Raw genomic sequence first — 15,852 nt, 5'->3', positions numbered from 1 at the left:
ATTAACATAGAAAGCGATTTGGGTTAAACGAGCGTTTCGGGATTATCAAACCGTCTGAAAACAATTAATGACAGTCCATTACAACCTGCTGATTGTATTGAACTGTCATTACCAATTCGTATCATCTGATTGAGATGTCATGTCACTTGATCGAATAACGCAAACCTAGCTTCATGTTGAAATTGAAAGGATTGTCGCTGTATGCCGTTTTCACATCACTGCCATTGTCGAAATAGTATCCCACGCCCGGCTCGGCGTAGATGCCCACCTCCTTGGTGATGTTCAGCTGTATGCCGGCAGCGGCATTTACTGACCATTGCAGTTCCTTCATGCTGAGCTTGTTGGTCTCGGTATTCATCTCCCTGCCGTTGAGGACATACGATGTGGTGGCTTTGGCTCTCAGACTCTTCTCCACCATTCCGCCGCCTGCCACATATACGTTGAGCAGCTTGTTGCGCCAGATGCTATAGTCCACAGTCAGCGGAATGCCTAAGAAATGCACTTTCTGCTTTGTGTCGTAGCGGTTGTCGCTCTTGCCTGCCGTAGTCTCAGAATAGAGATATGAGTATGTGAGTCCTGTCTCCAGTCCCCACTTCTCAGAGAGGGAATAGTGCAACGACAGTCCTACGCGTATCGGCTGATGATGGTCAACGCTCTCATCGTTGAGCGAACTGCCGGAAGTCCTTGTGTTTACGGCACTGTAGGCATCGCTCAGTTCGGGATAATCATTGAACATCATATCGCTCATCGCAAACATCGACCTGTCGCTGGTTATGCTGTTGCCGCTTCCGCCCATGGCATTGGCAGCGAAAAGACTTGCCGTGAGACGTCCCTCTGATGCTGAATGGCTGACATCCACAGCTTTCGACGAGGTATTCATATAACGAGCTGAAGACGCATTACTGCCACGACGCACCACGCTCTCACGCATCGCACCGACGGCATTAGCCTGTGTCTCTGGTTTCTTTTCTATAGAAGCATTACCATTGTTGGCTGCAGCAACAGCCGCTGCCTCCTGCGGAGCATATTCCAACTGTTCCGTCTGGGTTTCCTTCTGTGCGTAGCTTATCGCCTCTCTCACTGCTGCCGGGATATCCGCCTTTGCCAGAAGCTTGCCCACAGCGTCGTGTCTTTGCGGCATCATGCCATGACCGTCGCCGTTTGCCGGAGTATCAGTCTGCATGCCATTGCTGCCAGCTGCTTTGCTTCCGTCTCCCAAGGCATCTGCCACCATGGAGTGTGCGCCCTTGTCGTGGTCCGGCATACTGAGATACAGTCCCACTCCACAAGCAACGCATGCTGCGGCAGCTGCAATCCTCAGCGCCACCACCTTTGTACGGTTCTTGCCAGGCAGCGGTATCACCTTACCTGCATCCTGCATCACGCCGGCAGAGGCAGACATAGCTTTCTGTATGTCTTCCCACAATCCGTCTGGGGCAGACTGTTCATAGTCTGCCAGACTTCTTTGCAGTTTGTATTTCCACTCTTCCTTCATCGTGAAACAGTCAATGGGTTCTTTTATATTCTACTATCATTTTCGCCATCAGCGCCTTGGCATGAAACAGCTGCGACGCCGACGACGTCGGCTTTATATTCAATAATGCGGCGATTTTCTTGTGGCTCTTGTCCTCGAAGACATATAGGTTGAGCACCGTTCTGTAGCCGTCGGGCAAGCGCATTATCATCCGTTGCAGTTCGTCTGGCGGCACTCCTTCGGCATCCGGTTCCTCGTCCTCCACAATGTCAGCCACCTGTGTGTCGTCTCTCACCACGCTCAGACGTCCGGCATTCTTCAGATAGGTCAACGATGTGTTGACGGTAATCCTCATCAGCCATGCCTTCAGCGAACCTTCGCCACGGAAGGTGAACGAGGCAATCTGTGTGAACACTTTGATGAACACCTCCTGCATGACGTCCTTCACATCGTCGGCATCTGCCACATAACGGGAACAAACGGCAGTCAGACTCCCCACATACTTCTCGTAGAGAGCCTTCTGCGCCATAGCGTCACCGCTTTGCAGGCGTTCATAGAGTTGCTGTTCCGATATATACATCATTGTTCACTATTGTTAAGAGAGACTTGCCTTCATTCTATATATATGCATTCCTATAGTTATATTATATAATAATGTATAGGCAGCTCCTTCTTTTGTTAAATCCCAACGGGGTCTGATGTCCGATTGAGGGTGAACAATGTTTCTCCAACAGTTTAACCTCTTGAAACGATTTCTATAAGGTTAACATCCGTTAGCAGAAAACATTGCATGAGAATTGTAATTATTTGCTGATTAAATGCAGTTTTCACATTTCATCAGCAGTCTGATACCCTGATCAGCCTCATCCCTTCCTTCCGAAATCCGCCGGCACTTCTCCCCAGCGTTTCGTCTCCCATTTCAGTATCGGCACACGGAAGGGGTGTGTCTTGAGCCACTGTTCCGCCCGTGCTATCACATTGTATAGCTGTGCAGTCTGTGGCGTGCGTTCCAACTTGGTCTTGCATTGCTTCTTGCTGACCCACAGTATGGCATTGTGGCTGTCTGAATATATTGTCTTGCGTATGCCTTTCTGTTCCATCAGTGCAAGTGCATGCACAATGGCGAGGAACTCACCGATATTGTTAGTGCCGTGCACAGGACCATAATGGAATACCACGGCTCCCGTGGCGAGGTCTATACCCCGATATTCCATCGGACCGGGATTGCCGGAACATGCCGCATCAACCGCCCACGCATCGGCGGTCACTTCCATCGGCAACGGCAACACGGTGTCGTTTCTATACGACGGAGGGTTTGTCAATTCATAATCCATATTTCATAATTCATAATTACAGACCGGAGCATATTCCCGGTGCTATACATTTGCCCAAACGGTCTAATGACCGATCCGGTGGGGGCATCACATTTCTGTCCAAGTCTGTAAATCCGACGTCACCGACTTCTTCCATAAGCAAAAGTCAGGGTGACAGAATATCTTTTAGTGACGGTAAAATAATAACTTGATACGATTTGAGTGAGAAATGTAACATCTCAAAAAGGTGTTAACCTCATCTTTTTGGCTGTTTTCATCCCTCTCATCGGTCATATAGCCCGCTATACTCCCTCTTCGAGTGAAGAAAACATCTCAAAAAATACGAGGCTCAAATCATACCAAGTTATTTTTCACCGTCACTTATTTTCAATTTCCGCCACCCTTTACACTTTTCCACCAATTCATGATTGATGCCCGAACGATATCATCCACCAACCACGAATTGCAATTATGAATCAACTACATTCTCTCAGGCACCTCGATGCCAAGCAGTGCCATACCGTTCTTGATGGTCTTTGCCACGTTCTTGGCGATGACAAGGCGAACGACTTTCTCCTCTTCGGTATCAGCGTTGAGGATGCTGTAATCGTGGTAGAACTGGTTGAAGTCCTTGGTCAACTCATAGCAGTAGTTGGCGATGCCGCTCGGAGAGTAGTCCTTGCCAGCCTGACGCACTGCGGCACCAAACTCGTCCATCTTCTGTATCAGCTCCGTCTCCTTCTGGCAGAGAGGCATATTGTCGGCGAGCGCATCCGGGATGGTGACACCCTGAACGGCTGCCTTGCGAAGGATACTGCGGATGCGGGCATAAGTATACTGGATGAACGGACCGGTGTTGCCGTTGAAGTCGATGCTCTCTTCCGGATTGAAGAGCATGTTCTTGCGGGCGTCAACTTTCAGTATGAAGTATTTCAGCGCTCCCATACCCACGATGCGGGCTATCTCGTTGCGCTCCTCCTCTGTCATGTCGTTGAACTTGCCCAGTTCCTCACTCGTCTTCTTGGCGTCGGCCACCATTGTCTCTATCAGGTCGTCGGCATCCACCACTGTTCCCTCACGGCTCTTCATCTTACCGTTTGGCAGTTCCACCATACCATAGGAGAAGTGTACGAGCTCCTTGCCCCACTTGAAGCCGAGGCGGTCGAGAAGTATCGAGAGCACCTGGAAGTGATAGTTCTGCTCGTTGCCCACCACGTATATCATCTTGTCGATAGGATAATCCTTGAAACGCATCTCGGCGGTACCGATGTCCTGAGTCATATACACCGAAGTGCCGTCAGAACGGAGCAGCAGTTTCTGGTCGAGTCCCTCGTTGGTGAGGTCAGCCCACACGCTGTTGTCCTCGTGACGCTCAAAGAGTCCCTTCTCCAGTCCTTCTTCCACCTTTGCCTTGCCTTTGAGGTAGGTGTCAGACTCGTAGTATATCTTGTCGAAGCCTACTCCGAGGTTCTTGTATGTCTCGTCGAAACCGGCATATACCCATGAGTTCATCTTCTGCCACAGGTCGCGCACGTCCTTGTCGCCCTGCTCCCATTTCACGAGCATCTCGTGGGCCTCCTTTATCAGCGGAGCCTCATCCTTGGCTTTCTTCTCGGCAGCCTCTTCGTCCATGCCTTCTGCCACGAACTTGGCTTTCAGTTCCTTCACCTCCTCGCGGTAGTGCTTGTCGAAAGCCACGTAGAAGTCACCGATGAGGTGGTCGCCCTTCATGCCGCTTGTCTCTGGAGTAACGCCGTTGCCCCACTTCTGCCATGCGAGCATAGACTTGCAGATGTGGATACCGCGGTCGTTCACGATATTTGTCTTCACCACCTTGTTGCCGTTGGCCGCCATGATCTGCGCCAGCGACCATCCGAGCAGGTTGTTGCGCACATGACCCAGGTGTAGAGGTTTGTTTGTGTTTGGCGAAGAATATTCTATCATCACCAGCGGAGAGTCTTCCGTTGCCTGCTTCTCGCCATAGTGTTCATCGGCGTTGATGTCGTTGAGCATCCCTATCCATGCCGCAGTGTCGATTACGATGTTGAGGAATCCCTTCACCACGTTGTAGTCTGCCACTGCCTTGCAGTTCTGTTTCATCCATTCTCCGATTTCAGCCGCTGTGTCTTCAGGCTTTTTCTTTGAAATCTTGAGGAATGGGAAAACCACGAGCGTGAGGCTTCCCTCAAACTCCTTCTTTGTCTTCTGCACTTGCACCATCTTCTCTGGTACATCCTGTCCGTAGAGTGCTTTCACGGCTTCGAGCGCCGCCTTGTTTATTTCGCTGATTATATTCATAATTCTGTTTATAGCATATAGTTTATGGGCGCATCCGATGAAGATACGCCCTGAAAATCATTGCAAATTTACAAAAACCCTGTCGAATAAGCAACACCACGCTTTCTTATGACTGATTTAATGTGTATTCTTGTTGTTTTTTAACAATCAATGGCAATATTGTCGGTCAGCGGCGACTTATAGGCATCCCAGTCTGTCGGCGACACTCCGGTCTTGCGTTTGAAGGCGCGATAGAGGTTTACCCTGCCGGCAAATCCCGCCTCTGAAGCGAGAGCATCATTAACATTAACACACCTCATTAAGGGCATAATAACGATAATCATTGAGCACCGTACGGAGGAACTGCAGACTGTCGGGATTGCCGGGAGCCTGAATGGCGGCAGCCACCTTACGGGAAAGGTTGGCGAGAGCAGACTCATCACAAGCCCCGTGGCGGTCCGCCACGTTGACGAAGCGCTCTATCAGTTCTGCCTGACCGAGCGACAAAAGCTTTGCGCCTGCATAATGGGGCTGGTAGTCGGGGAAGGCATACTGGAATTCTGACAGCGAGATATGCATCAGAGAAGGGTCGGGACGGGCTATCACCATCGTGCCGGCGGCAAGATCGCCGAATCTCTGGTGACGGCGGGTGGTGATGATGGGGATTATGCCAACGAAGAAGAAGGTGACGTCTACGATTTCGAGCAGCCAGCGCAGAAAGAGGCTGCCCATCGTGGGACACGACCCGTCGACGCTGACCGTGCGTATCTTCATCACCATCTTGCCTATGGTCTGTCCGTTGAAAAGCAATTCACACAGGAAGGTGTATAACACCAGCGGCAATCCCACGAGCAGGACCAGCATGAGCGACCAGAAATCATCATCGACGCCACTTGGCACCCAAGTGAAGAACACCAGAGCAACGATGACATAGGCCACGCGCACCATCATGTCTATGATGCGCGCTATGATGCGGTCGCCGATGCTCGCCGGTGTCTGGTCAAGTATTACGAACTGTCCTGTCAATATGTCTGCCGTTGCCATGTTATAAAAAAAACGAGTGGTTATTATCTTTGTATGCAAGTTTTATCGCTTGCCGTTTGCAAATATATGGAAATCTGACTACATTTGCGACATATTTGCCAAAATATTATCGGCAAAGGACAAAATCAGACTGTGAGGAATGAAGGAAATCATATTCATAAGAAACAACATCAGGAAATGGCAAGACGTGGAGAACATTGCCAACGACCCGTCGGCATATTCGCCCGACGACCTTGCCGATGCCTACACCGACACCACTGCCGACCTCGCCTTTGCCTATACCCACTATCCCAACTCGCGCATAACGCTGTATCTCAACAACCTCTGCGTAGCGCTCCACAACGGCATATACCGCAACAAGAAGGAGAAGTGGAGCCGCCTCATCACCTTCTGGACCCAGGAGGTGCCCGACACGATGTTTGAGGCAAGGCGACTGCTGCTGGCTGCCTTCATCATAATGATGGTGAGCGTGGTGACAGGCATCGTGTCGCAGCTCGGCGACCATGATTTCTGCCGCATCATCCTGGGCGACGCTTATGTGGACATGACACTGGAGAACATCAAGGAAGGGATGCCGATGAACGTATATACCGGCGGCAGAGAGATGAACTCGTTTCTCGAAATCACCCAGAACAACATCGGGGTGTCGTTCAACATCTTTGCCATGGGAATGCTGACATGTATAGGATCGGGCATCATGCTGTTCTACAACGGCGTGATGGTGGGATGCTTCGAGACGCTATTCTGGCAGCATGGGCTGCTGGGCGAGTCGATGCTGGCGGTATTCCTGCACGGCACACTGGAGCTGAGTGCCATCGTGGTGGCAGGTGCTGCCGGAATAGCACTGGGCAACGGCATACTGTTTCCCGGCACGTATTCACGCATCACGGCATTCAGGAGAGGGGCTAAACGGGGACTGAAAATCGTCGTGGGCACAGTGCCGATATTCATCGTGGCGGGATTCATCGAGGGATTCCTCACACGCCATACGGAAGTTGCCGACGTGGTGCGCCTCTCGTTCATCATTCTCTGTCTCGCATTCGTGATATTCTATTTCGTGGTGCTGCCAAGGAGAAGGAACAGGAAACGGAAGCTGACGACGCTCCGGAAATCAGACCTGCCGTATGACGAAGACCTTATCCAACAGACAAGTATGCATCATTCATCAAACGGAATGACACCGGATTAAACGGGACACAATCAAGAAACATCAATCAATGACATTATAATAAAAAACAACGACAATGAATCTATCCCAAAAGCCAATAATCCCACTATACAAGGAACGCACGTTCACACAGAAGTTCAACGACACCTTCGACTATTTCGGCAGAAACTGGAAGGTATATCTGCGTATGCTGACTTATATCCTTCTGCCCTTAAGCATGTTTCAGGCGCTGAGCCTCAACACTTACATGCAGGGAATGATGGACATAGACAAGATCAACAACATGTCGGGAAGCGACGGATTACTGATGCAGTTTATCGCCGGCAGCGCTGCAACGATGGTTTTCTCCATCATAGGCATGACGCTGGTCTTCGGCATGGCATACGCACTGATGATGGCATACGAGGAGAACAAGGGTGACATCAGCGGAATGACCTTCAAGGAACTGCTGCCCAAGCTGAAAAGGACGATGCTGAGAGCTGCAACTGCCATGGTGACTATATACTTGATTGCGGCGCTGATACTTCTCGTATCTATCGGCATCGCAATGGTATCGCCTTTTCTCCTTGTGCTGCCGCTGTTCGGCTCATTCGCCCTGTTCATCCCTCTGTCACTGTTGTTCCCTGTCTACATCTTCGAGCGCATCTCCATAACAGAGGCTCTGAAGAAAACGATTGTCTGGGGTTTCAAGACTTGGGGAGGAATCTTCGCCATCTGTGTCGTGATAAGTCTCATCGTGAGCATGGTGGGCAACATGGCGAGCATCCCCTACTCCATCCTGCTGGTGATGAAGTCAATGGTGGGAATAACATCCGACCTCTCCCCCATAGTGAACAGTCCTGTATACACCATAGCGACATACATCATGGGAGTGCTGACCACATTCGTGTCGTATCTCGGATATTCGATATTGGCTGTGGCTATCGCCTACCAGTACGGCCATGCCGCCGACAAGCTGGGCGATGAGGGAATAACAAGCCAGATAAACGATTTTGACAATCTCGCCAACGACGGCCGGAACAACAGCGGCAATAACGACGACACCGGAAAAAACGACAACACCAGGAACAATGCCGGCAATTACGGTTACGGCAATGGAAGCGGATACGATTCCAACAACAATCAAGGCAACACCAACGGCAAGCCCCGCTTCGACGAGATTGACGACTTTGAAAAACTCTGACGCCAATGACTGACTCACTGACCATAATGACAAGCCCACTGACCATGGACAGTCTGCAGATTGAAAATCTGCGACAGGAATACGACTACGACTCACAGATAGTGAAGCCGGGAAGTTCGTATTTCGACTTGCTGCGCGAAGCTCTGAGGAATTTTATTGATTCCATCTTCGGCAGCGACACATACGCCGAACACCACCAGCTGATATGGTCGCTGATAGCCATTGCCATCGTGATAGCCATCGTGGCGGTGATAATGATAAAGAGGCCCGACCTGTTCTTCTCCAGGAAAAGCAGAGGCGACAAGATGGAATATACTGTGAGCGAAGACACTATCTACGGCATCGACTTCGATACGGAGATAACCCGTGCCGCCGAAAACGGGAACTACAGGGAGGCAATAAGACTGACCTATCTGAAGACGCTGCGACTGCTCTCGGACAGGGAAATCATCGACTGGCAGCCTTTCAAGACACCTTCTCAATACACCCGGGAGTTCCAGGACGAGAAACTGCGCATCATGACAAACCATTTCCTGAGAGTGAGATACGGCGACTTCGATGCTGACAAAGACCTCTTTGCCACTGTATGCTCACTCGCCGACGGCATTGCCGGAACGATAAACGAAAACAAGCTAAACGACACGCCATGAAGACAAGCAGAGGATTCATAATGACAATTCTGTCACTGCTCGCCGTGCTGATATTGCTGCAGCTGTCCATGCCACATAAATACGTATGGCTGGAGACTCACGACGGCAACGACAGCGAGCCTTACGGCTGTATGGTGTTCGACAGCGTGATGCGGAGCAGTATGCCGAAGGGATATGAAGTGACGGACAAGAGACTCAACCAGATTGCCGACGGCAGACACAACGTGCTGATAGCGGCTGAGAAACTGAATCTTTCTGAAACCGAAGCGGACGCCCTGAAACGGATGCTGAACAACGGGGCCACGGTGATGATTGCCGTAACCAATTTTCTTAGGGATGAAACCGACAGCATACTCGCCTACGACTACGGCGTGGTGCACTGCAAATATCTGTTCAGAGACGTCAGCAACCTGATAAACCAGAATAACGACAATGATTATCGGCCATACACCACGATATTCTACGACAAGAGCAACGGTTCTACACCGGAAAAGATGCAGCTGTATGACTTCATGTTCGGCTCTTATCTCCTCTGCGATGAGGAATCTGAATACAGAGAAATCGCCCACGTGTTCAACCACGACCGGGCAAACCCTTATGCAAGGATTTACTTCAAGTCCAACCAGCAGCGGCAAAAAGAGATAATGAAGGAACCGGACGAAGGAACGAGGTTGAGAAAGCTGGAGGACTTCAACGAAGAATTCTACAAAGGCAATGACTACTATAATGACGACCTGCCGCCGGTAAAGCATCCCGTGGCTATAGAGAAGAAGGTCGGCAAAGGCAGACTGATTGTGGTGGCGAGCGCATTGCCTTTCTCCAACTACGGCATACTGAGCCGGAGGAACACCCGACTGACGTCGCTGCTCATGGCTGAACTCGCCGACAAACCGACGCTGCGCAGCACAAAGGGTACGAGCAGGTTTTCTGACTCCATGCTGCCCGGCAAAGAAGAGAAGACTCCGCTGGACTATGTGTTCAGCCAGCCGTCGCTCACCGAGGCATGGCAGCTCATGCTGTTCACCATCCTGCTGTTCCTGATTTTCAACGCACGACGCAGACAGAGGGTGATACCAGTGTATAAAGCACCTCGCAACCACAACATTGAGTTCGTGAAACTCATCGGAACGCTCTATTGGCAGAGACACGACAACAACGACCTGCTGCAAAAGAAATACGCCACCTTCGTTGATGCCATACGCCACAGCACAGCCGCCGACATCACCAACATTGCCGACGACGAGGAAAACTCCCAGACCATCGCCGCTCTGACCGGGATTCCACACGACAGGATAATCGAGACGCTGAAACAGCTGAGATTTCTCGTCAGCAACGAACTGCAGGTTTCTGACTCTGAAATGAAGAAGGCAATCGACAGCATGAACGAGATAACAAGAAAACTATCATAACCCCAAACATCACAAGATATGGAAGCAAGAACAGACCTCTCGCTATTCAACGAGAGAATATCACAGATAAGAAAGAGAATATCAAGCGTCATCGTGGGACAGCAGGAGGCTGTCGACATGCTGATAACCTGCATCCTCGCCAACGGCCACGTGCTGATAGAGGGAATGCCAGGCGTGGCGAAGACGCTCATGGCAAGACTCACGGCAAAACTCATCGACGCGAAGTTCTCAAGAATACAGTTCACGCCGGACCTGATGCCGAGCGACGTGCTCGGCACATCGGTATTCAGCATGAAGACGTCGGAATTCGATTTCCATCCCGGTCCGGTGTTCGCCAACATCGTGCTTGCCGACGAGATAAACCGTTCGCCGGCAAAGACGCAGGCTGCCCTCTTCGAGGTGATGGAGGAAAGACAAGCCACCATCGACGGCAACACATACAAGATGGACGACGTATATACCATCATCGCCACCCAGAACCCTATAGAACAGGAGGGCACCTACCGCCTGCCGGAGGCCCAACTCGACCGTTTCCTGATGAAGATAACGATGGGATTCCCGTCGATAGACGAGGAGGTGGAGATTCTGAAGCGCCACAACGGCAATTCGCAGTTTGCCCGCATCAACGACGTGGAACCGATAATGACAAAGGAACAGCTCACGGATATGCGCAGGATGATGGACAGCGTGGTGATGGAAGAGTCGCTGATGCGCTACATCGCCGAGATAATAAGCCAGACACGCAAGAGCAAGGCGGTGTTTGTGGGTGCGTCGCCACGTGCCACGGTGGCGGTGATGCAGTGTGCCAAGGCTTATGCCCTGCTGCAGGGCCGCGACTTCGTGACACCCGACGACATCAAGGCGGTGGCACCATACGTCATACACCATCGCATTATCCTCAATGCCGAGGCGGAGATGAGCGGACTGACTCCCGACAAGGTGACGAGGACTCTCATCGACAAAGTGGAGGTGCCGAAATAACACACACTCACGGAATTGGAACAAAGATAACTCACTGACGGTATGTTCTTAAAGACAAGACTATACATAGCACTGACAATGGCCATCTTCATCATCGCCGGCGGACTCTATCTGCCGGTGCTGCGCGAGGTGGGATGGACTGTGGTGGCTGTCATCGCCACTCTGTTCGTAGTGGAATTCTTTGCGCTATACCACAAGAAGGGGATCAGCGCCGAACGACGCTGCGCCGACAGATTCTCGAATGGCGACGACAACATCATCGGCATACATATAGAAAACCGTTTCCCCTTTGCCGTGAGACTGTCGGTGACCGATGAGATTCCGTTCATCTTCCAGCGGCGCGACATCGACTTCAGAGCCAGCGTGGGAAAGGGCAGGACAAAGGACATAGAATACAGACTCAGACCGACGAAGCGCGGCGAATACGGGTTTGGCAGAATCCGCGTGTTCGCATCCACACGTATCGGACTGATTGAGAGACGCTTCTCGTGCGGCAGCAATACCACGGTGAGGGTCTACCCGTCGTATCTCGCACTGAGGCAGTTTGAATTCCTCGCCATCAGCAACCGTCTCACCGAACTGGGCATCAAGAAGATCCGCCGGCCGGGCAACAAGACTGAGTTTGAACAGATAAGGGAATACGTGAGCGGCGACGACTACCGCTGCATAAACTGGAAGGCATCGGCACGCCGCCACAGTCTGATGGTGAACACATACGAGGAGGAGAAGTCGCAGCAGGTGATAAGCATCATCGACAAGGGGCGCATGATGCAGCATAGCTTCCGCGGCATGACGCTGCTCGACTATGCAATAAACGCCAGTCTGGTATTGTCGTATATCGCCATATACAAGGAGGACAAGGCGGGCATCGCCTCCTTCTGCGAAGACTTCGACTCCTATGTGCCGCCCGCCAAGCTGCCGGGACAGATGCAGACGATACTGGAGTCGCTATACAAACAGCGCTCTACATTCGGCGAGAGCGATTTCTCGTCGCTCTGCGACAGCATACGCCGCCACGTAAGCAAGCGGAGCCTGCTGGTTCTCTACACCAACTTCAACGGCAAGGCAAGCATGGAACGCCAGCTGCCATATATGAAACAACTGGCAAAGGACAATACGCTGCTCGTGGTGTTCTTCATCGACAACGATCTGAAGGAATATGTGGAAACGCCATACTCCTCTACCGAGGACTACTACCGCCACGTGATAGCCGAAAAGACAATGGCGGAACAACGGCTGATAGTGTCGCTGCTCCGCCAGAACGGTATTCTCAGTATTCTCACCCCGCCCGAGAATCTATCGGTAGACGTGATAAACAAATATCTGGAAATCAGGAGGAAGTCTTAGCTTCCCACATTATCGCCACCTAATTTGCCGCCACCGCCGCCGCCCGACTTAACGTCGTCGTTGGTGATTGTGCGCTCTGTCTTCTTCACACCGCTCTGCAGCTTTCCGATGCGATAGCTGACGCCAATGGAGAATGACTGTGGTATGAACTTGATTGAAGAAGATGTGGCGAAGTTCTTGCCGGAGCTGTTCGACTTGATATGATAGTATTTCCGGAACGGATTGTCGGCAGTGAACGTGATGTTGAGTCTGTCGTTGAGCATCGACTTCTGCAGACTCAGCGTATGGCTGAAATATCCCATCGTCTTTCCTTGCAGATTGACGCCCGGCGTCATCTTGAACACACTTGCCGACGCTGTCCACGTCTTGGCTATCGTCTGCTGTAGCTGGGCATATACGCTTATGTTCCATCCGTGGTTTTTCAGACCCTGGCCGTCGCTGAAATGGCTGTAGCCTCCCCATGTGTTGGCTACAAGTCGGGTGTTGGTGAACGGCGACCAGCTGGCATATCCGCTAAAGGTGGCGCTCTGGGTCTTTCCCATATTATAATATGTGGTGTAGAGCACCTGCTTGCCTGTAGGATTCTGCAGACCGGCCACTTCATTGTCGGTGACCATCTTCTGAAAGCTCTGTATGCTGTTGTCGGTGAAGTTGTAGCCCACGGAGATGTTGTAGCTCAACTTCTGGGCGAAGCTGCCGAACTGCAGGTCGAACGAGCGGTTCTTCTCTGATTCCAGATTCGGGTTTCCCTGTGTCAGCTGTTCGCGGTTAGTATCTGAGAGATACGGATTGAGATACCATATTCCCGGACGGCTGATGCGCATCTTGTAGTTGAACGAGAGGTTCTGGGTGTCTGAAATCTTGTAGCCTATCTTTGCCGACGGCACGAGGTCGTCGAAGTCTTTGCTGAAGTCAGAACCTCTGCCGAGCAGATATTCCACCTTCTGGAATGTGTGCTCATAGCGCAATCCGAGTCTTGCCGACCATTTGTCCACCGACAGTCCATAGCCGAGGTATGCGGCGAGGATGTCGTTGCGGTGTTTGTAGTGCGAACTGTTTTCGGTGTCGTATTCCTGCTCCTTGCCGCTCTCCGACAATGCCGAATACCTGTCGTCAAATGCCTTGTTCTGGCGCAGGATATATTTTGCGCCGGTCTCTATCGTGTGGTATTTGGCAAACGGAGTGGTGAAGTCCAGCTGGAAGGTATGCTCCGTAGTGCTCTGGTCTCCATCACTGCGCACGTCCTCCAGCAATGCCGTATAGTCTGCCCAATCAGCAGTAGTGCGCAGGTTGGTGTAGCGATAGTCTGAAAGGGTCGTGCAGGGATTGCTCTCCAGACGATATGAGAAGGTGAGCAGACGGCCAGGCGTCTTGAAGGATCGCTGATAGTCGATGCCGGCGCTGATGTCGTTGTAGGTGCCCTTGTTCTTTCCGCTGATGTCATGGCTGAATAGGAACTTGTTGTCGAGGTATGGAGCCACGGAGGTGAAAGAACCTACACCTGGGGTATTCCACGATGCCCTGTTCATAGAGAAGGATGCCGACACGAGGCGCAGGGTGTCTATCTCATAGCTCGCCTCCATTGTTCCGCCATGCCACTGGTTTTTTGTCTTGCCATGGGCGTCTTGAGTGGTGGTGCGGAGATAGTTGCCTTCATCGTCAAGTATGGACTGCAGGTCCACCTTCGTCGCCTTACCCTGGTTGTCGAAGTTGCTGTTGTAGTTGACGCTCATGGTGAACTTGCCTTTCTTCAACGTGGCGAAGAGTCCTCCTCCGCCGCCTCTCGTTCCGCCATTGCCGGAGAACGTTGCTGTATATCCTTCCATTCCGCTGCCGGCGGTGACGATGTTGAGGATGCCTGCCACTCCCTCGGCGTCGTATTTCGGACCGGGATTTGTTATCACCTCTATCTTCTTGATTCCCGTGGCGGGCATCGACTTGAGCACTTCCTTCGGATTCTTGGTCATCATGTTGTTCGGCTTGCCGTTGACATACACCTTGAAGGATGTGGAGCCGTTCACCTTCACGTTGTCCTGTCCGTCAACGCTAACCATCGGAACCTTCTTGAGCATTTCCATCACGGTGTTGGTCTGTGATTCGGGATCGTCTTCCACACTGTATGTCAGCTTGTCGATGTCGGCCTTTACGAGTGGTTTGTATGCCACCACCTCCACGCCTTTCAGCTCTGTCTTGCTGTCGCTGACGAGAAGCGTGCCGAGGTTCTGGCTTCTGGATTGCTTGCTGACGGTGAAAAAGCGGCGCAACGGCGTACGGCTCACCGATTTCACTTCGAGCACATAGTCGCCCTCGCCTTTCGACGTCACCTTGAACTTGCCGTTGGCGTCGGTAACTGCCATCTGAACGGCTTTCTCCTCATGTCCCTTGCGGTATATGCTGAGAGTGGCGTAGGGTTCTCCCTCATGCGTGATGGAATCTTCCACCACACCATATATCGTGTAATCAAACTGCTGTTTCTGCGCCATTGCCGAAATGAAGGCAACGGCGAGGAAAGCCAAAACGATTATTCTTTTCCTGATTTTCATACTCTCTCTGTTGATTGTTGTTATTCTTCAAACTGTCATTACTCTGGAATCCTCTTTTCCTGCCACTATCCGCCATAGTTTCAGGAATCAAAGGCATTTTCCGCTTTTCTGCGTCTCTGTGGCGCATTACATACATTAGACGAAGCGAAAGACAGAAAAAATACAAGAGAGAGCACACATTTAAGATATATTAATATTGCTGCCCGGCAAAATAATGGCTCTTAAACCCATATCGTTACCTCAGTTCGGGATAATAAGTCACGCCCAAACATCCATGACACTCAATTTGAGCATACGACCATTTAGCCATACACATGAAGCCGGAGATTCGCCAAAATCGGTCATTAGGACTTACTTGGCATTTTCATCAGAACCTTGTCATCACTTCCACCACAATCTTGTCACGCTCCGAAGGAAGGGCAACGCCGCTGTTGCGATAGAAATATTTCTCGTAGTTCAGACG

The 15,852-nt window shown here is 51.3% G+C and carries 13 protein-coding genes; 6 read left to right on the top strand and 7 right to left on the bottom strand.

Annotated elements, in window-relative coordinates:
* Window positions 1–142: 142 nt before the first annotated feature.
* The 6 genes from QVO99_RS01645 to QVO99_RS01620 form a co-directional block, all read right to left on the bottom strand.
* On the bottom strand, window positions 143–1,495 hold the full coding sequence (locus tag QVO99_RS01645; RefSeq protein ID WP_022315847.1) for an outer membrane beta-barrel protein: 1,353 nt from the start codon (window positions 1,493–1,495) through the stop codon (window positions 143–145).
* 10 nt (window positions 1,496–1,505) lie between these two features.
* Entirely contained in the window at window positions 1,506–2,057 is a 552-nt protein-coding gene (locus QVO99_RS01640) for an RNA polymerase sigma factor (RefSeq protein WP_022315846.1), read from the bottom strand.
* A gap of 280 nt (window positions 2,058–2,337) precedes the next feature.
* Window positions 2,338–2,808, bottom strand: a complete 471-nt coding sequence (locus QVO99_RS01635) for an RNase H family protein (protein ID WP_022315845.1) — start codon at window positions 2,806–2,808, stop codon at window positions 2,338–2,340.
* 459 nt (window positions 2,809–3,267) lie between these two features.
* Entirely contained in the window at window positions 3,268–5,085 is a 1,818-nt protein-coding gene (gene argS / locus QVO99_RS01630) for an arginine--tRNA ligase (RefSeq protein WP_022315844.1), read from the bottom strand.
* Between the two features lie 140 nt (window positions 5,086–5,225).
* Window positions 5,226–5,384 (bottom strand): hypothetical protein, encoded by a 159-nt coding sequence (locus tag QVO99_RS01625; protein WP_288176863.1) that lies wholly within the window; start codon window positions 5,382–5,384, stop codon window positions 5,226–5,228.
* Entirely contained in the window at window positions 5,371–6,108 is a 738-nt protein-coding gene (locus QVO99_RS01620; RefSeq protein ID WP_022315843.1) for an RDD family protein, read from the bottom strand. Before QVO99_RS01620 ends, QVO99_RS01625 begins: the two co-directional genes overlap by 14 nt.
* Before the next feature lie 139 nt (window positions 6,109–6,247).
* Between QVO99_RS01620 and QVO99_RS01615 the strand changes: the two genes are divergently transcribed.
* Genes QVO99_RS01615 through QVO99_RS01590 form a run of 6 tightly spaced genes read left to right on the top strand, consistent with a single transcriptional unit; the run spans window position 6,248 to window position 12,846 of the window.
* Window positions 6,248–7,297, top strand: coding sequence for a stage II sporulation protein M (locus QVO99_RS01615; RefSeq protein WP_022315842.1), 1,050 nt, complete (start codon window positions 6,248–6,250; stop codon window positions 7,295–7,297).
* A 55-nt stretch (window positions 7,298–7,352) separates the two neighbouring features.
* Complete coding sequence (locus QVO99_RS01610) at window positions 7,353–8,459, top strand: hypothetical protein (RefSeq protein WP_022315841.1); 1,107 nt, start codon at window positions 7,353–7,355, stop codon at window positions 8,457–8,459.
* Window positions 8,460–8,464: 5 nt separating this feature from the next.
* On the top strand, window positions 8,465–9,109 hold the full coding sequence (locus QVO99_RS01605; protein ID WP_022315840.1) for a DUF4129 domain-containing protein: 645 nt from the start codon (window positions 8,465–8,467) through the stop codon (window positions 9,107–9,109).
* The gene (locus tag QVO99_RS01600; protein ID WP_022315839.1) at window positions 9,106–10,518 is read left to right on the top strand and encodes a DUF4350 domain-containing protein; all 1,413 of its coding nucleotides are present in this window, start codon (window positions 9,106–9,108) and stop codon (window positions 10,516–10,518) included. The genes QVO99_RS01605 and QVO99_RS01600 overlap by 4 nt, the downstream gene beginning before the upstream one ends.
* A gap of 18 nt (window positions 10,519–10,536) precedes the next feature.
* Entirely contained in the window at window positions 10,537–11,499 is a 963-nt protein-coding gene (locus tag QVO99_RS01595) for an AAA family ATPase (protein ID WP_022315838.1), read from the top strand.
* 42 nt (window positions 11,500–11,541) lie between these two features.
* The gene (locus QVO99_RS01590; RefSeq protein ID WP_022315837.1) at window positions 11,542–12,846 is read left to right on the top strand and encodes a DUF58 domain-containing protein; all 1,305 of its coding nucleotides are present in this window, start codon (window positions 11,542–11,544) and stop codon (window positions 12,844–12,846) included.
* On the opposite strand, the gene QVO99_RS01585 is transcribed toward QVO99_RS01590, so the two are convergent.
* Entirely contained in the window at window positions 12,843–15,389 is a 2,547-nt protein-coding gene (locus tag QVO99_RS01585; RefSeq protein WP_022315836.1) for an outer membrane beta-barrel family protein, read from the bottom strand. The two genes, QVO99_RS01590 and QVO99_RS01585, sit on opposite strands and share 4 nt — an antisense overlap.
* Window positions 15,390–15,852: the final 463 nt, after the last annotated feature.

Source organism: Prevotella sp. CAG:592 (assembly GCF_000436015.1).
In the GTDB taxonomy this organism is placed as follows: Bacteria; Bacteroidota; Bacteroidia; order Bacteroidales; family Bacteroidaceae; genus Prevotella; species Prevotella pectinovora.
Note: the sequence above shows the minus strand (reverse complement) of the source record. Positions and strands in the feature narration are given on the sequence as shown.